14 protein-coding genes are annotated in these 15,977 nt (G+C 69.9%); 7 read left to right on the top strand and 7 right to left on the bottom strand.

The window, feature by feature from the left end:
• The first annotated feature begins 25 nt into the window (after nt 1-25).
• Nucleotides 26-820, top strand: a complete 795-nt coding sequence (locus F9B98_RS08185) for a DeoR/GlpR family DNA-binding transcription regulator (protein ID WP_150955426.1) — start codon at nt 26-28, stop codon at nt 818-820.
• Nucleotides 821-864: 44 nt separating this feature from the next.
• Here the strand turns inward: F9B98_RS08185 and F9B98_RS08180 are convergent, their stop codons facing one another.
• The 7 genes from F9B98_RS08180 to F9B98_RS08150 all read right to left on the bottom strand — a co-directional run bounded on the left by F9B98_RS08180 (nt 865) and on the right by F9B98_RS08150 (nt 10,262).
• Nucleotides 865-1,758: a LacI family DNA-binding transcriptional regulator gene (locus F9B98_RS08180; RefSeq protein WP_150955423.1), complete on the bottom strand. Its 894-nt coding sequence runs from the start codon at nt 1,756-1,758 to the stop codon at nt 865-867.
• An 85-nt stretch (nt 1,759-1,843) separates the two neighbouring features.
• Nucleotides 1,844-4,099, bottom strand: coding sequence for an FAD-dependent oxidoreductase (locus tag F9B98_RS08175; RefSeq protein ID WP_150955420.1), 2,256 nt, complete (start codon nt 4,097-4,099; stop codon nt 1,844-1,846).
• Nucleotides 4,100-4,164: 65 nt separating this feature from the next.
• On the bottom strand, nt 4,165-5,985 hold the full coding sequence (locus F9B98_RS08170; protein WP_150955417.1) for a BNR-4 repeat-containing protein: 1,821 nt from the start codon (nt 5,983-5,985) through the stop codon (nt 4,165-4,167).
• A 1-nt stretch (nt 5,986) separates the two neighbouring features.
• A complete protein-coding gene (locus F9B98_RS08165; protein ID WP_150955414.1) occupies nt 5,987-7,303 on the bottom strand; it encodes an extracellular solute-binding protein in 1,317 nt (438 codons plus the stop codon).
• A 42-nt stretch (nt 7,304-7,345) separates the two neighbouring features.
• A complete protein-coding gene (locus tag F9B98_RS08160; RefSeq protein WP_074694735.1) occupies nt 7,346-8,278 on the bottom strand; it encodes a carbohydrate ABC transporter permease in 933 nt (310 codons plus the stop codon).
• A complete protein-coding gene (locus tag F9B98_RS08155) occupies nt 8,275-9,123 on the bottom strand; it encodes a carbohydrate ABC transporter permease (protein ID WP_150955411.1) in 849 nt (282 codons plus the stop codon). The genes F9B98_RS08160 and F9B98_RS08155 overlap by 4 nt, the downstream gene beginning before the upstream one ends.
• 290 nt (nt 9,124-9,413) lie before the next feature.
• Complete coding sequence (locus tag F9B98_RS08150) at nt 9,414-10,262, bottom strand: alpha/beta fold hydrolase (RefSeq protein WP_150955409.1); 849 nt, start codon at nt 10,260-10,262, stop codon at nt 9,414-9,416.
• Nucleotides 10,263-10,424: 162 nt separating this feature from the next.
• Between F9B98_RS08150 and F9B98_RS08145 the strand changes: the two genes are divergently transcribed.
• From F9B98_RS08145 to F9B98_RS16135, 6 genes are all read left to right on the top strand, one after another.
• Nucleotides 10,425-10,811 (top strand): MarR family winged helix-turn-helix transcriptional regulator, encoded by a 387-nt coding sequence (locus tag F9B98_RS08145; protein ID WP_225310263.1) that lies wholly within the window; start codon nt 10,425-10,427, stop codon nt 10,809-10,811.
• Nucleotides 10,808-12,181 carry an MFS transporter gene (locus F9B98_RS08140; RefSeq protein ID WP_150955403.1) on the top strand — a complete coding sequence of 458 codons (1,374 nt, stop codon included), beginning with the start codon at nt 10,808-10,810 and terminating at the stop codon, nt 12,179-12,181. The genes F9B98_RS08145 and F9B98_RS08140 overlap by 4 nt, the downstream gene beginning before the upstream one ends.
• Nucleotides 12,182-12,266: 85 nt before the next feature.
• Nucleotides 12,267-13,868: an MFS transporter gene (locus F9B98_RS08135; protein WP_150955400.1), complete on the top strand. Its 1,602-nt coding sequence runs from the start codon at nt 12,267-12,269 to the stop codon at nt 13,866-13,868.
• A gap of 131 nt (nt 13,869-13,999) precedes the next feature.
• Nucleotides 14,000-14,590 (top strand): TasA family protein, encoded by a 591-nt coding sequence (locus tag F9B98_RS08130; RefSeq protein WP_150955397.1) that lies wholly within the window; start codon nt 14,000-14,002, stop codon nt 14,588-14,590.
• A gap of 4 nt (nt 14,591-14,594) precedes the next feature.
• Nucleotides 14,595-15,602 carry a S24/S26 family peptidase gene (locus tag F9B98_RS08125; protein WP_150955394.1) on the top strand — a complete coding sequence of 336 codons (1,008 nt, stop codon included), beginning with the start codon at nt 14,595-14,597 and terminating at the stop codon, nt 15,600-15,602.
• A 181-nt stretch (nt 15,603-15,783) separates the two neighbouring features.
• Nucleotides 15,784-15,977 (top strand): hypothetical protein (locus F9B98_RS16135; protein ID WP_225310262.1); only part of this gene is annotated, 194 nt, incomplete at its 3' end.

Genomic DNA, 15,977 nt, shown 5'->3' with positions numbered 1-15,977 from the left:
GGAGGCCCGAACGAGAGGAGCGATCGTGCTCGCCGCCGAACGCCGATCCCGCCTCCTGGCCGAGGTTCGCCGACAGGGAGCCGCCGCGGTTCCCGATCTGGCCGAGACCCTCGGCGTCAGCGAGATGACCATCCGGCGCGATCTCGACGTGCTGGCGGCCGACGGCCACGTCGACAAAGTCCGTGGGGGCGCTCGCACGCCGCAGCCCGGAGTCGCGGCATCCCGTGACTTCGCCACGCAGTCCCGCCGCAACGGAGACGGCAAGAGGGCCATCGCCCGCCGCGCGGCCGGGCTCGTCGAGCCGGGCATGTCGGTGGGACTGAGCGGAGGCTCCACGACGTGGGCTCTCGCGCGCGAGCTGCGCGGCATCGACGACCTGACGATCGTCACGAACTCCCTGCCCGTGGCCGACGTGTTCGCCCGCCCCGACAGGGCGGACGAGCCCTACACGCAGACGGTGGTGCTCACCGGCGGCGTCCGCACTCCCGCCGATGCACTGGTCGGTCCGGTCGCCGTCGCGTCCCTCGAGCATCTGCACTGCGACATCGTCTTTCTCGGTGTGCGCGGCCTGGACCTCACAGCGGGGCTGACGACCTCGAACCTGCTCGAGGCCGAGACCAACCGCGCCCTCGTCGCGGCGGGGGGCCGAGCGGTCGTCCTCGCCGACCACACGAAGTGGGGAGCCGTGGGGCTCACCACCATCGTTGATCTCCACGAGGTCGACCTGGTGGTCACCGACGAGGGACTCGCGCCCGACGCCGAAGAGACGCTGCGCGCGCACGTCACCGAGCTGTGGGTCGCCGCCCACAGCGACGCCTGAGACCCGCCCGCCCCCGCGCGGGGAACGGACGGCGAGAGTCGGGCTCACCGCGCCGTACTCGCTCGCGCGATCACCGTGGCATCCACCACGATGTGTCGCACCGGAACGTCCGCGCCGGGTCGAGCCGCCATCTGACGCTCGAGCTCGGTGAACGCCGCTTCGACGATCCCGTGATCGTCGGGTGCTACCGACGAGAGCGCAGGGACGGAGAACTGCGCGGCGTGCACGTTGTCGATGCCGATCACCGCGACGTCGCTCGGCACCGCCCGCCCGCGCTCGTGCAGAGCCGCGAGCACGCCGAAAGCGACGGAGTCGTTGGAGCACACCACGCCGTCGTACGCGACGCCCGAGGAGTGGAGTCGGCCCAGCGCCGCCGCACCCTCTTCGGAGGTGAACGCATCGACCGCGACGATGAGCTCCGGGTCGTCGGCCAGGCCCAGGCGCGACACGGCGTCGCGGTACCCGGCGAAACGCTGGTCGGCGGCATCCGAGGGGCGTGACACGCGAGGTCCGAGGAACGCGACCCGGCGGCACCCGGCGTCGGCGAGATGCGCGGTCGCCAGGTCAGCCGTGCGGCGGTTGTCGATCGAGACGTGCGTGAAGGGGCTCACCGCGATGTGCTCACCGAGGAGCACGAGCGGTCCCGGATCCGTACGCCGGGTGAGGTCCCCGACCGTCAGAGACCGCGGGATGTGGATGAGGCCGTCGGTCTCGGGCAGCCCCACCCCGTTCGCGACGTCGATCTCGCGCTGATGGTCGCCCTCGGTCTGCTGGATGAGGATCGACAACCCGCGCGCCTCGGCCCCGCGCGCCAGCAGGGTCGTGAGCTCGGCGAAGTAGGGCTCCTCGAGATTGGGCACGGCGAGCGCGATGATCCCGGTGCGCTGTCGGCGCGAGAGCGGCGAGATCCGCCGCGTGGCCGAAGGCGTGTCGGTCATGGCGGGACTCCTCGTCGAGGACCGGGCGGCGCTCGCGCGCGCCGCCGAGCGGTCTGTTCTGGGGGCTACGGTATCGCGCGGCATGTCACTCCTGGACACGGAAGGCCACGATGCGGGCCTCCGGAGCGCCGTGGGTCGCCGTCACGACCACGCGGGCGGCGTCGATCGCGCCCATTCCGGTGAAAAGCGGGTGGCTGCGCCGGCGGCGACGGTTGTCCGCCACGGTCGCGACCTCGGTCCACTCCCCGGACCCAGCCACCTGGACCTCGACCCGGTACGTGTTGACGAGCGAGGGCATAACGAGGTGCGGATCGCGGTGATGGTGAAGGGTGTTCAGCTCGATGTCAGGGTCGTCGTCGAAGACCAGCACGATCTCGCGCGCAACGACGGGCCGGTCCCATTCGAGCCGCAGCCACGCCTCTGCCTCGGTCACCGGTGCCGAGGCCCACAGGTTCGGTCCGCCGAAGGGGCGCTGGTATCCACCGACCGCGCGCTCCGGTGCCAACGCCTCCGATGCGGTGGGAACGCGGAACTGAACCGACCGCCCCCGCAGCGGCTTCGTCGGCCACTGCACCAGCAGCTCGTCGAGGCTCACCTGCACGTTCTGATCGTCGGCGTCCGAGGTGTGGACCAGAGTCAGAACGCCGGGAGGCAGCTCGTCCGTCACGAAGAGGGTGACCCCGGGCTGGGCGCGGACGACGATGACGGCGTTCGCCGGAGTCTCGGGTTCCCAGCGCACCGGAGCGTGCACCCACCTCGCTTCTCCCGCGGCCACGGTCACCGTGACGGCATGCTCGAGGTGTTCGGGCACGACGTTCTGCGCGAGCCCCGTCGACCACACCTCGACCACGAGGTCCACGTCCCGCTCGGCGGCGACACGCACCTCGAACCCGTCGAGACGCGGGTGAACGGGAACGACGATGCCGACATCGTCGGTGAGCGGATGCGGACGGGCGACCGCCGTGTCGCTCGGGCCGAGTCCCGCCCGCACGCCCGAAGCCGAGACGCGGGCGGAGAGGGAGAGGTTCGCCGGATCGGCATCGACGACGCCGATCAGCGGGGCGTCCTGACGCAGCAAGAGCTGACGGAGCTCCTCGCGGTGGTTCTCGTAAAGCCCCCGCGGGGTCGTGCGACGGGCGAGGACGAGGGATGCCGCGGTCCCGGCCGCCTCGCCCATCGCCGCGCAGGTGGCCATCACGCGCGCGGCCCCGAACGCGATGTGCGTGGCGGAGATGTCGCGCCCGGCCATCAGGAGGTTCTCGACGTCGGCGGAGTACAGCGAGCGGAACGGAATCTCGAAGACCCCGTTCGAGAAACGTTGGACGGCGCCCGCACCGGTCGCGTACATGCCCTCCTTGGGGTGCAGGTCAATCGACCAGCCACCGAAGGCCACGCCGTCGTCGAAGCGCGTCTGTTCGATCACGTCGCGCTGGTGCAGCGTGTAGTCGCCGACGAGGCGGCGGTACTCGCGCTTGCCGGGCACGTTGCCGATCCACTCGAGATCGAGATTCTCGGCGTCGAACTCGCCCGAGTTCTTGATGTGGTCCCAGATGCCCAGGATCACCGAGCGCAGCTCGTCGCGGATGCGCTCGTTGTCGTGGACGATGTCGAGCTCACCGCCCCACTCGATCCACCAGTAGTGCGCGCCGCTGTCACCGCTGCGGATGATGCGCGATGACGGGATCGGGGTCTCGACGATCGACTTCGCCGAATCGGGGGCGACGAAGCGCACCGGGTGCCCCACGTCCTTCGTGTAGAACAGCAGCGTCGAGCCGAGGAAAGTGCGCTCGGCCTCTTCCGGCGCCCAGTCCTCGTCGAACTCCCCGCGCGATTCCTTGCCGAGCCGCGCCCGCGCCCCGGCGAGGTGACCGACGAGCCCATCACCGGTGCAGTCGAGGAAGACCGGGGCGACGAAGCGCGTCTCGGTCTCGGCTCCCATGGTCCACCCCGTCACCGACTCGATGCGACGCGCCCCCTCGGGGCCCGTGGCGACCACGTCGCGGACATCGGTATTGAGGTACAGCGAGATGTTCGGCTCGGCGCGCACGGCATCCAGCACGACATCGTCCCAGTGGATGGGGTTCCCGTCGGGATTGCGGTACTGGTTCTCGAGGTACAGCTCACCGATGATCCCGTTCTCGCGAGCCCAGCGTTGATTGCCATGCGCCGTCGCCCCGCACACCCAGACCCGGACCTCCGACGAGGAGTTCCCGCCCAGCACCGGTCGGTTGTTGATGAGGGCGACGCGTCGGTCGAGCCGGGCGGCGGCGATGGCGGCGGCGACTCCGGAGAGCCCACCGCCGACGACGACCACGTCGTAGTCGGCCGTGTGTGAACGCATACTGCGGGTGTCCTTCCTGGGGACGCGGGGGCGTCCGAGTGTCGTGCGAGGGGAGGTCGATGGGCTCAGTCCACGGCGATCGCCTCGATCTCGAAGACCCGTGCGACGTCGGTGGTGGATGCCGAGGGGTCGCTGATCAGCAGGCGCACCCCGTCCGCGACGGCTCCCGTGGCCGGGATGCTCACCAGGCGTTGCGTGTTCCCGGCGACGGAACCGATGCTCGTCCAGCCCGCCGCGGTGTGCACCTGCACCTCGAACGAACGGAGGACGGCCGCTGAACCTGTGTCCGCGCTGTATCCGCTCCGCACGCGCACCTCGTGGAGCGCCGCCGCAGCGAAGTCCACCGAGATCCACGGAGTGGAGTCACCCGCCGCCGAGATCCATCGGCTGGCGTCGGTGCAGACGCCGTCGACGGCGAGGGATGGGCCCGTGTCGGACCGCAGGCTCGACGAGGCTGTCGCCGTGGCACCGAGAGCCACATTGACCCCTCCCGGGTCATCGCGGAGGTCGGTGACGAGGGCCGAGAGGGAGGTGGCGGGCCCCACTGCGGCGTCGCGCGGGACAACCGCCCGCGCGAGCCGGGCGGGAGCCGCGGCCGGCACCGAGAGGTACACGACGTCGGCGTCGTCGGTCGACCGCGTCTGGACGCGCAGACGCTGCTGCCCGAGGCGCGATTCGCCGATGCCGGCGAAGATCCACGACGATGCGGCGTCATCACGTTCAGCGACGACGGCACGGCTGCGCACCTCGCCGCACACCTGAGCGGTGACGACGGTGTAGAGCCGAGTCGTCGTCCCCGCCCGGGTCACGTCGACCGCTGCCGAGGTGGCGACGCCGTCGCCGAGGGCCGCGGTGTCGAGGACCTTCTCATCGACCCATCCCGAGCCGTCCCACCGCGCGAAATGCGCGTCGTAGGCCGAGCGATCCGCCTCGACGAATCGGTAGGCGACCCCCGCGAGAGCAGAACCGTCGAGGGCGAGCTTGGCCGACTGCACCGCGGGGGTGTAGCTGCGGATGCTTTCGCCGGGCACGAAGGGGCGCCAGACGACCGATCCCGCCGTGGCGGGGGTGATCGGGGCGACCAGCGTGGCGCCCGCGGCGTCCGTGAGCGATCCCGTCGCGGGGTCGTAGACGGCGTACGAGCCGAGATGCCGCGCCGGGTCGGCGGGGAACGGACCCCACTCCCACAGCACGTGGACCCGACCGTCGGGCGACACCTCGAGGTCGTCGGGGTAGAAGGAGTACCCCTTCGCCGCGGCGATCGACGTCTCTCGCGTCCACGCACCGGCAGCGCGGTCGTAGCGATACAGCACGCCCTCCCGTGCCCCGTCGGCATCCGTACCGGTTCGCACCAGCACCCAGGCGTCGCCGTCTGCTCCGCGCGCCGTGACCGGGTAGGTGATGTCGACGTCGAGGTCGGGCATGGTCGCGGTCCGGTCGACCATCGTGCGGACGTCGCCCGCGGTGTCGGAGCGGAAGTAGTTCCACTGCTCGTTGTGCATCGAGACGAAGGCGTGGATGATCCCGTCGCCGTCGACGACGATGGACGGTTGGTTGTGACCGTTGTCGTCCACGAAGGTGACGCACGCCGTCTGCGCCGAAGCACGGAGGCACCCTTCGGTCCACGCACCATCCGCGGAGCGAGAGGCGAGGTGCACCTCGTGTCGAGCAGCCTGGGCGGCCGGGGCGTTGAAGGCGAAGAACGTCGTCTCGCCGACCACGTCGAGGGGATTCCACCATGCCGCCTGGTTCGATGAGTCGACGGCGAAGGGGAGCTCTTCGACGGTCGTCGCAGAGCTCACGGTCGCCGACGCCGAGGGCGCGACGATGAGCCCGAGGGCGAGCGCCGCGACGGCGACCGCGCTCCCCCCGCGGAAGATCCTCATCTCAACCGACCAGCTTCTGCGCGGCCTCGCCGGCCTGCTTCATGGCGTCCTTCGGCGAGGCGGACCCGATCAGGACGGCCTGCACGCGATCGGCGATCGCCGACTCGATCTGCGAGTAAGCGGTGAACTTCCACAGCGGGTTCGAGCTTGCGGTCGCGGTGATGCGCTCGCTGAACTGAGCGCCGAAAGCGTCGGAGGCGACCTCCGACGACGACAGCGCCTCGGTCGTCGCGGGCGGCAGACCGCGCATCGCGTAGTCGGCGAGGATGGCGTCGAGGTCGCTCGTGGCGTACTGGGCGAAGTCGCCCGCGGTCGCAGCACCGGTGCCGTTGACGACCGCGATCGCGCCGCCCCAGACGAGGGCGCGCGGGGTGTCGCCCTTCTTCAGCACGGGACGCGACACCGGCGCGAGTTTGGTGGCGAGGTTCGCATCCGGCGACTCCTTGGTCACCGCTCCGCGGCCCACCGGGGCGTCGTCGTACATCGCGGCACGTCCCTGGGCGAACAGGCTGCGGGCGTCGAAGCGGTCGACGTCGGCGGCGATGAGGCCCTGGTCGTAGAGGCCCTTGTACCAGGTGACGGCCTCGACGCTGGCGTCGTCGCCGATCGTGATGGTGTCTCCGTCGACGAGTGGGCTGCCGAAGGTCTGCATCCAGATGAGGATGTCCTTCAGCTGCGCGGCCTTGGTCGACGCGGCGTAAGGGATGAGTCCCCCGCCGAGCCCCTTCAGCGAGACGAGGGCCTTCTCGAACTCGTCGACCGTCGTCGGGAACGCGTCGGCCGACAGGCCCGCCTTGCCGAGGGTCTCGGAGTTGGCGATCAGGCCGATTGCGCCGATGGTCCACGGCAGGGCGTATTGCACGCCGTCGAACGTGGCCGCCTGCAGAGCCGACGAGGTGTATCCGCGGCCGGATGCCAACGCCGAGACGTCCTGCAGCTTCCCGGTGGCCGCGAGACTGCCGAGCCACGCGACGTCGACGTGCGCGGCGCCGGTGAACTGCCCGCCGGTCACCTGCAGCATGAGCTGGTTGATGTACTCGTTGTACGGGAAGGCGGTGCGCTTGACCGCGATGCCCTTGGCCTTCTCGTACGACGAGAGCGTGCCTTCGAGCGCCGGCTTGGCGGACTCCTCGGTGAGGGACCAGGAGGCGAACGCGAAATCGGTGGGGTCGGTGCCGTTCAGTCCCGCCGCGCCGGCGGCGGGGCCGCTGCTTCCGGTGGGGACGCATCCGGCGAGGGCGGCGGCCGCGGCACCGATGCCGAGGAACTGCAGCGCGCGACGGCGCGTGATGAGTGGGTTGGGCAGAGACGTAGACATAGGTGTCCTCCTTGACAGGGCGAGCAGAGAGAGAAGTCGGGGTCAGCCCTTGACGGCGCCGGCCGTCATACCGCTGACCAGGTACCGCTGCAGCAGCATGAACGCCACGGCCACGGGGAGCGACACCACGAGCGATGCCGCCATGAGTTCGGGCCAGGCGGTGGCCGCCTCGCCGACGTAGGTGTTGACGAGTCCGGGCGGGAGCGTCTGCTTGTCGGGACCGGCGAGCGTCAGGGCGAAGATGAAGTCGTTCCAGCCGCGGACGAAGGCGAACAGTCCGGCGGCGACGAGCCCGGGGGCCGCCAGCGGCAGCACGATCGAGTGGATGGTGCGCAGCCGCGAGGCGCCGTCGACGCGGGCGGCCTCGATGAGCTCGTCGGGGATGGTGTCGAAGAAGCCCTTCAGCATCCAGACGCACAGCGGCAGCGTGAAGGTTGTGAACGACAGCACGAGAGCGGTGTAGGTGTTGAGCAGGCCGTAGGCGCTGAACACGCTGTAGAGGGTGACCAGCAACAGGGCCTGCGGGAACATCTGCGAAGCCAGCACGAAGTACATCAGCTGCCGGCGACCGCGGTAGCGGAACTTCGAGAACGAGTAGCCCATGTAGGCCGACACGATCACCGAGAGCAGGGCCGTGATGACCGAGACGATCACGCTGTTCTGCAGGTAGGTGAACAGCTGCGGGTTGGAGGTCAGCGAAATGTAGGCGTCGAAGGTGATCTCGGTGGGGAACAGCTTCGGCGGGTACGAGAACACCTGATCGCGAGGGGTGAGCGAGGTCGCGAGCAGCCAGTAAACCGGCAGCAGCGCGAACCCGCCGCACACGATCAGCGCGGCCCATGACGCGAGGCGCACGCCCGGACGATCGGAGCGCAGGCCTGAGCTCTGGCGTCGGCGGCGACGCGCGGGAGCGTCGACGACGACGGGCGGGGCCTCGGGGGCGGGGGCGACGGTGGGGAGGGCGGTGCTGGTCATCGCTTCTCACTCCTCTCGGAGAATCGGACGTAGACGACGACGAGCGCCATCAGCAGGACGAGCCACAGCAGGCCGAGCGCGCCGGCGCGGCCGAGGTCGAAGCCGTGGAAGGCGGTCTCGTACACCGAGGTGGCGAAGGTCTCGGTGGAGCCGGCGGGGCCGCCGCCGGTGAGCACGTAGATGATGTCGAAGTGCTGGAAGTTCCAGATGAACTCCAGCAGCAGCACCAGGCCGATGATCCCGCCGATCTGCGGGACGGTGATCGAGAAGAAGCGGCGGACCGTTCCCGCGCCGTCCATCTCGGCGGCTTCGTGCAGCTCGCGCGGCACGGTCTGCAGGCCCGCAAGGAGCATGACCATCATCCAAGGGAAGGACTGCCAGGTCTTGGCGACGATCACAGCGAACATCGCGGTTCCGGGCTGCGCGAGCCAGGCCTGGGGCGAGACCCCGAGCGGTTCGAGGATCGCGTTCATGACGCCGTAGTTGGCGTTGAAGATCCACATCCACAGGAACGACACCACGACGCCTGGCACGAGCCAGGGGATGAGCATCAGGCCGCGGAACACCTTCGACCCGCGAATCTGCGTGTTCAGCGCGAGCGCGAGGGCGAATCCGATCACGAAGGGGGCGATGGTCGTGCCCAGGGTGAAGACGAGCGTCTGTCCGAGCAGGCGAAGGAAGTCGTCCTGCAGCACGTCGGCGATGTTATGGAAGCCGACGAACTCGCGCCCGGGCAGCACGAGACTCTGCTTGAAGAACGCGGTGACCAGCGCCGAGACGAGGGGGTATGCGACGACGACCGCCATGAGCGCCATGCCCGGCACCACCAGCAGCACGGCGAACATCCCGTTTCCGAGACGCTCGGGCCGACTGGCCCGACGTGCGTTTTTGTTTGCTTGTGTGCTTTTTTGTGTGTCTAGAGTCGTCACGTCGATGTGCGCTTTCCTCGGCGATGAGGGACCAGGTGGCCCGATCGAGGCGGTTTATCCCGCTTTCGGCGACTTCAGCTTCGCCGGTCAGCGCGACGAGGTCAATTCGCGCGAGTAACGCTTAGATCACGACGTGTGAGTAATGAGTATTTTTGTTATTTCACATGTTCGAACGAGTGCGCACGTCGACGAACAGCCCCGCGCGGTCAGACGCGACACGGGATGCGCGCATCGAGCCACGCCAGCAGATCGGCGCGCACCGCCGCCTGCTCGCGCTCGGCGAAGATCTCGTGCCGCGCCCCGGGATACACCAGGGTCATCACGTCGGTCAGGCCCGACCGCCGCCGGTACGCGTCGGCGAGGCGGTGCACGCTGCGGGGGCCGCCCACGGTGTCATCGCGCCCCACCATCAGCAGCATCGGCACGTCGCGGCCGAGGTCGCGTCGAGGGCGCCCTAGCAGCTTGAGCGTCTCGAGGGGGCCGAACAGCCGCGCGAGGGGCGTCGACGTGGTCAGAGGATCGGCGACGAAGTCGCGGCCCACCTGCTCGTCGCTCGAGAGCCACTGCATCCCGGAGCCGCCGAGGTGCTTCCACGGGGCGTTGAGGTCACCCGCGTTCAGCGAGCCGGGCAGCCGCAGCGCCGAACCTGTCATCACGACGGCATCGAAGGCCTCAGGATGCCGGTCGAGCAGCATCTGCGCGAGGAACGAACCCCACGAGTGCCCGAGCAGCACGAGCGGAAGCGCCGGGTGCTCCTCGCGGATACGCTGCGTGAGCGTCCAGACGGCATCGCGAGCGGCACCGAGGCCGCCCGGGCCGAGTCGGCCGAGCTTGCCGTGGTCGCCGCCCCATTGACGCAGCCCCGTGCGCCCGTGACCGCGATGGTCGTCGGCGTAGACCGAATACCCGGCCGCGACGAGCGCGTCGATCAATGCGCCGTAGCGTCCGGCGTGCTCGCCCACGCCGTGCAGCAGCTGCACGACCGCGCGGGGCTGGGGCGCCTCGTAGACGTCGTACACGATCGGGATGCCGTAGGCGTCGACGTACTCGGGCATGGGGGGAGTCTAGGGCGGCGGCCTCGGTGAAGAGGCGCTCCGCCATTCCGTTAGCAAGGCTAATGAGATACCCTGACCGTCAGGAACATGAATGACCGCGTCGACGAATCCCCCCTTCCCGACCTGAATTCTGACCACAGCGCCGCAGCCTCCGAGCTGCGGATGGCCACGTTTCGGCTGGCACGTCGCCTTCGGGCGCAGCGCGCCGTCGATACGATGAGCGACGGGCAGTTCGCCGTCCTCGCGGCCCTCACGGTGCACGGCGCGCACACGCTCGGCCAACTGGCCGACCGTGAGCGCGTCACCGCGCCGTCGATGAACCGCACGGTGTCGCTCCTCGAGGAGGCGGGGTACCTCACCCGCATTCCCGACGAGCTTGACCGACGCCGCGTGACGATCGACCTCACCGACCTGGGGCGTCGGATCGTCGACGAGACGGTCCGACGCCGAGACGCCTTCGTCGAGGAGGCGCTCGCCGATCTCACCCCCGAGGAACGACAGGTGCTGGCCCGCGCCACGACGATCATGAGGAAGGTGGCCGACAGATGAGCACGTCGATGTTCCGGTCGCTGTCGATCTTCAACTACCGCGTCTGGTTCATCGGAGCACTCGTCTCGAACGTCGGCGCCTGGATGCAGTCCACGGCCCAGAACTGGGTCGTCCTCACCCAGTTGACCGACAACGACGCCGCCGCCATGGGCGTCACCATGGCCCTGCAGTTCGCTCCCCCGCTGCTGCTGGTGAGCGTGACCGGGTGGGTCGCCGACCGATTCGATCGCCGCAAGCTCATCATGTGCACGCAGAGTGCCTTGCTGCTGCTCGCCGTGTCGCTCGGCATCCTGCTGCTCAGTGGGGCGATGACCCTGCCGTTGATGTTCGGTTTCGCGCTGGCCCTGGGTGTCGTCACGGCGTTCGACAACCCGGCGCGGCAGGCCTTCGTCTCCGACCTCGTCTCGCAGGAGAACGCCTCCAACGCCGTGGCGCTGAACGCCGCGTCCTTCAACATGGCCCGCCTGATCGGCCCTGCCGCCGCCGGCGTCATGATCGTGCTCGTCGGGACGGGGTGGGTCTTCCTCGTCAACGCGTTCACCTTCCTCGCCATGCTCGCGGCGCTGTTCGTCATGCGTCCACACGAGCTCGTCGCCCGCCACCGCCGCGGCGGTCCCGCTCGCCTGGCCGACGGCTTCCGCTACGTCGCGCGGCGCCCCGATCTGGTGGTCATCTTCGTGATGGTCTTCCTCTTGGGCGCCTTCGGCATGAACTTCCCGATCTTCGCCTCGACCATGGCGCTCGAGTTCGGGCGCGGCGCCGACGGCTTCGGCCTTCTGAGCTCTTTCGTCGCGATCGGCTCGCTCGCGGGTGCCCTGCTGGCCGCACGACGCGAACGCGCGAGGATGCGGGTGGTGATCGTCGGCTCGGGCGGCTTCGCCGTGGCATCCACCCTCTCGGTCTTCGCCCCGAGCTACGGGGCGTACGCGGCCACGCTCGTGCTGACCGGATTCTGCGTGGTCACGACCCTGACGACCGCGAACGGATACGTGCAGACCACGACCGACCCCGTGCTGCGCGGTCGCGTGCTCGCGCTCTACATGGCGATCCTGCTCGGCGGAACCCCGGTGGGCGCACCGATCGTGGGCGCCGTGGCCGCGGAGTTCGGCCCGCGCGTGGCCATCGCCCTGGCCGCGGTCGTCGCGTTCACCGCCTGCGGCATCGGCGCGACCTGGACGGCGATGTCGGGTCGCCTGCACCGCCACGAGACCAAGCGGTTCCGCCTCACGCTCGACGAGACGCGACCGATCGCGACCGTCGCGCCCGAGCCCGAGGACTTCAGCGACGAGGTCGCGGGGACGACGCCGATCCCCCTGCCCCCGGGAGAACGCGCACCCCGAGCGACGCCCCGCCCGCGGCACGGCGCCTGAGCGTCTCTGCCCGCCGCCGCGAGGGGGTGTTTTCGCGTGCGCGCAAGCCCTCCCGTACAGCGATATAGCTAGATAAGCTAGCGACATGAGTGAGAAATTGGCCGGGCGCCGCTGGGCGGGGCTCGTCTTCATCAGCATCGCCGTGTCGCTGATCATCGTCGACTCGACGATCGTCAACGTCGCCGTGCCCTCGATCGTCGAAGAGCTGAAGATCTCGTCGACCGAGGTGCAGTGGGTCCAAGAGGCCTACACCCTCGTCTTCGCGTCGTTCCTGCTGGTCTTCGGCAGCCTGGCCGACCGCTTCGGGCGCCGCCGCCTCATGCTGCTGGGCGTCGTCATCTTCGCCGCGGCCTCGATCGCCGCAGCCCTCGCCCCCACCGGCGGCCTGCTCATCGCGTCGCGACTGGTCCAGGGAGTCGGCGGCGCGATGATCCTGCCGACGACCCTGTCGATCATCAACGCCACCTTCCGCGGCCGGGAGCGCGGCATCGCCTTTGCCGTGTGGGGCTCGACGATCGGTGGCATGGCGGCGGTCGGCCCCCTCCTCGGCGGCTGGCTCACCACCGCGTTCTCGTGGCGGTGGGCCTTCGGCATCAACATCCCCCTCGGTGTCATCATCGTGATCGGCGTCGCCCTCACCGTCGCGGAATCCCGCAGCGAAAAGGTCCAACGCATCGACGGGGTCGGCGCCCTGCTCTCTGTCCTCACGATGGCCCCGCTCGTCTTCGGCCTCATCGAGGGCCGCACCTACGGCTGGTGGACCGTCGATCAGGTCCCCTCGCTCGGGGGTTGGACCTGGCCCTTCTCCCTCTCGCCCGTTCCGGTCGCTTTCACCGTGGCCCTGATCGCCCTCGCTGCGTTCATCGCATGGGGCCTGCGCCGCCAGCGCGCCGGGCTGTCGACGCTGCTCGCGTTCAACCTCTTCCGCATCACGTCCTTCCGCAACGGCAACATCGCGGCGGCCGTCGTCTCGCTCGGCGAGTTCGGCATCATCCTCGCGCTTCCCCTCTGGCTGCAGTTCGTCGTCGGCTTCGATGCCCTGCAGACCGGTCTGCTGCTGCTCTCCCTGGCCATCGGCTCGTTCGTGGCGAGCGGGGTCGCGGGCGCCCTCAGCGGTCGAGTCGCCCCCGTCTGGGTCGTGCGCGGCGGCCTCCTCGCCGAGATCATCGGCGTCGCAGGCGTCGCCTTCACCATCGGGCCGGATGCCACCTGGGGACCGCTCATCCCCTTCCTCTTCGTCTACGGACTCGGTGTGGGCCTGGCGACCGCGCAGCTCACCGGGGTCGTCCTGGCCGACGTGCCGCCCTCCGCGAGCGGCCAGGCCTCCGGCACGCAGTCGACCTCTCGTCAGCTCGGCGCAGCGCTCGGCGTCGCGATCCTCGGCACCGTGCTCTTCTCGACCACGGCGGGGGTGTTGGCATCCACCCTCGACGATCGCGGGATCCCCGCGGCTGCGCGCGATCAGGTGGTCTCGCAGGTGGTCGACAGCGCGGGAGCCGCGATCGCGGGCCTCGGCGCCTCGCCCGACACCCAGGATCTCGCCGTCGATGCGCGGGCAGCCTTCAGCGACGGCACCCGCGCCGCGGCGTTCACCGCGGCCGCGTTCCTCACGCTGGGTCTCGCGTCGACCCTGACCCTCGGCGCGGGCGCGCGACGGCGCGAGGGCAGCGAGGCGCACGCCGCGTAGTCCATTCAGAAGAATGGATGCCATGGACGCGGCGGGCTTGTCAAGCCAGAGGCCCGACCCGACCCCCGCCACTCCGCTCCCCTATCTTTCGTGTGTCCGATACGCACACCGATCTCGTGGGGAGATCCATCATGCCGAAGTTCACTCGCCGTTCCTCTCGTATTGCCACCGCGATCGCTCTTCCTGCGGCTGTCGTCGCAGCGGGCATCCTGGTCTCGACGAGCTCGTACGCCGCCTTCTCCGACACCACCTCGAACGAACAGAACAGCTGGCGGGCGGGGACCGTCCAGCTGAACGACGACGACGCCGGTCGTGCCCTGTTCACCGCGGGGAACGCCAAGCCCGGCGACGGAGGGACGAACTGCATCGCCGTCACCTCGACCGGAACCCTGGCCTCGCAGGTCCGCCTCTACGCCGCCGACTTCACGCAGAGCGAGGGCCTGGCCGACCACCTGATCCTGCGCGTCGAGCAGGGTACCGGCGGCGGCTACGGCACGTGCAACGGCTTCACGGGCGAGAGCACCGTCTTCGACGGCCGTCTCTCCGGCTTCGCCGGCGCGCACTCGTCGTTCGGCTCGGGAGCCGCGACCTGGAACCCGAGCGGCGCGGGAAGCGAGGCGCGTACGTTCCGCATCTCGTGGAAGCTCGCCGACGACGCGCCGAACACGGTCCAGGGCGGCACCGCGTCGACCTCGTTCGTCTGGGAAGCGCAGAACAGCTGAGCCGATGCGCTCTCGTCGCATCCTCCTCCTCGCGGGGGTGGCGGCGGCGCGGGCGGTCGTGACGCTGGTGCTCGCACTGGCCTTCTGGGCGGCGGCTCCCGTCGCCCTGGGGTGGCTGCCGACCACCGTGATGACGGCGTCGATGACGCCCGCTATCCAGGTGGGAGACGTCGTCGTGTCGCGACCCGTTCCGCGTGAGGCCCTCCTCCCCGGACGCGTCGTGCTCGCGACCGACCCCGACTGGGTCGACCGCCTGCGCCTGCATCGCATCGACCACCTCGATGATCAGGGCGCCCTCGTCACGAAGGGCGACGCCAATCCGGGCGTCGATTCCACACCGCTGCACCCCGACGCCGTCCTCGGCGTCGGGGTGCTCCGGGTGCCGTGGATCGGTCTGCCCATCACGTGGCTCCGCACCGGCGATGCCGTGCCGCTCGCCGCCACCGTCGCCGGCTTCGCCCTGTGCCTCGCCGTCGCGCTGCGCCGGGGCGTAGACGACGACCCCGACGAACCGACCCCGCCGCACGACGACGCCGCCCACGCCCAGCCGCTCACCCGCCGTGCCCTCCGCGCCCGGGCCTCCCGGTCGCGTCGGGTGGGGCGCGCGCTCGGGTTCGCGGTCGCGTTCGCGATCGCGGGCGTCACCGTGAGCACTCCAGCCTCGGCCTCGTTCAGCGATCCCTCCTCGGCATCCGGAACCGTCGCCGCCGGCCGCGTGTCCCCTCCCCGGGCGCTGGGCTGCTACAACGACGGCGGGGCCGTGGTGACCTGGGCGTACGAGGGGTGGGAGCCCCGGAGCTTCGATCTGCTCGTCAACGGCCGCGTCGTGGCCAGCGGCATCCCCCCGTGGGCCCGCGCCGCTCGCGTCCCGAACGACGGTTCGTACTCGCTGTTCCGCACCGACCGGGTGACCGTGCGCACGAATATCGGCGAACAGTGGTCGGCCGAGTCGGGCGAGAGCGCGCCCGTCGGCGGCGTGCTCTTCGGGTTCGGCCGGCCGTACTGCCGGTGACCCGGGGGCGGTGCGCCGGGTGCGCATCCTCGGGGATCTGCACAAGCTCAGTGGCATCCGCCCCGATGTGGCTGAGAGTCCGCGAATCACTGAGGTTGTGAAAACCCGCTCGCGCCCGCGCCCTCGCGCATCCTCAGCGATTTGCACAGACTCAGCGGCATCCGCCCCCTCCCGCCTGAGGATGCGCGAATCGCTGAGGTTGCGGCTGCCGCGCGTCCAGCCACGGCACAAGCTCAGCAATCTGCACAAACTCAGCGGCATCCGCCCGCTCTCGCCTGAGGTTGCGCGAATCGCTGAGATTGTGAAACCGCGGCACAAGCTCAGCAATCTGCACAAACTCAGCGGCATCCGCCCCCTCCCGCCTGAGGATGCGCG

The organism is Microbacterium testaceum StLB037 (assembly GCF_008763945.1).
GTDB classification, from domain to species: domain Bacteria; phylum Actinomycetota; class Actinomycetes; order Actinomycetales; family Microbacteriaceae; genus Microbacterium; species Microbacterium testaceum_G.
The sequence above is the reverse complement of the archived record's forward strand: the minus strand, read 5'-3'. Positions and strand labels throughout refer to the sequence as shown.

Excerpts from the sequence above, each read along its gene's own strand:
- F9B98_RS08180 (WP_150955423.1), bottom strand. The coding sequence starts at position 1,758 with ATGACCGACACGCCTTCGGCCACGCGGCGGATCTCGCCGCTCTCGCGC.
- F9B98_RS08175 (WP_150955420.1), bottom strand. The coding sequence starts at position 4,099 with ATGCGTTCACACACGGCCGACTACGACGTGGTCGTCGTCGGCGGTGGG.
- F9B98_RS08170 (WP_150955417.1), bottom strand. The coding sequence starts at position 5,985 with ATGAGGATCTTCCGCGGGGGGAGCGCGGTCGCCGTCGCGGCGCTCGCC.
- F9B98_RS08165 (WP_150955414.1), bottom strand. The coding sequence starts at position 7,303 with ATGTCTACGTCTCTGCCCAACCCACTCATCACGCGCCGTCGCGCGCTG.
- F9B98_RS08160 (WP_074694735.1), bottom strand. The coding sequence starts at position 8,278 with ATGACCAGCACCGCCCTCCCCACCGTCGCCCCCGCCCCCGAGGCCCCG.
- F9B98_RS08155 (WP_150955411.1), bottom strand. The coding sequence starts at position 9,123 with ATGTTCGCCGTGCTGCTGGTGGTGCCGGGCATGGCGCTCATGGCGGTC.
- F9B98_RS08150 (WP_150955409.1), bottom strand. The coding sequence starts at position 10,262 with ATGCCCGAGTACGTCGACGCCTACGGCATCCCGATCGTGTACGACGTC.
- F9B98_RS08145 (WP_225310263.1), top strand. The coding sequence starts at position 10,425 with ATGGCCACGTTTCGGCTGGCACGTCGCCTTCGGGCGCAGCGCGCCGTC.
- F9B98_RS08140 (WP_150955403.1), top strand. The coding sequence starts at position 10,808 with ATGAGCACGTCGATGTTCCGGTCGCTGTCGATCTTCAACTACCGCGTC.
- F9B98_RS08135 (WP_150955400.1), top strand. The coding sequence starts at position 12,267 with ATGAGTGAGAAATTGGCCGGGCGCCGCTGGGCGGGGCTCGTCTTCATC.
- F9B98_RS08130 (WP_150955397.1), top strand. The coding sequence starts at position 14,000 with ATGCCGAAGTTCACTCGCCGTTCCTCTCGTATTGCCACCGCGATCGCT.
- F9B98_RS08125 (WP_150955394.1), top strand. The coding sequence starts at position 14,595 with ATGCGCTCTCGTCGCATCCTCCTCCTCGCGGGGGTGGCGGCGGCGCGG.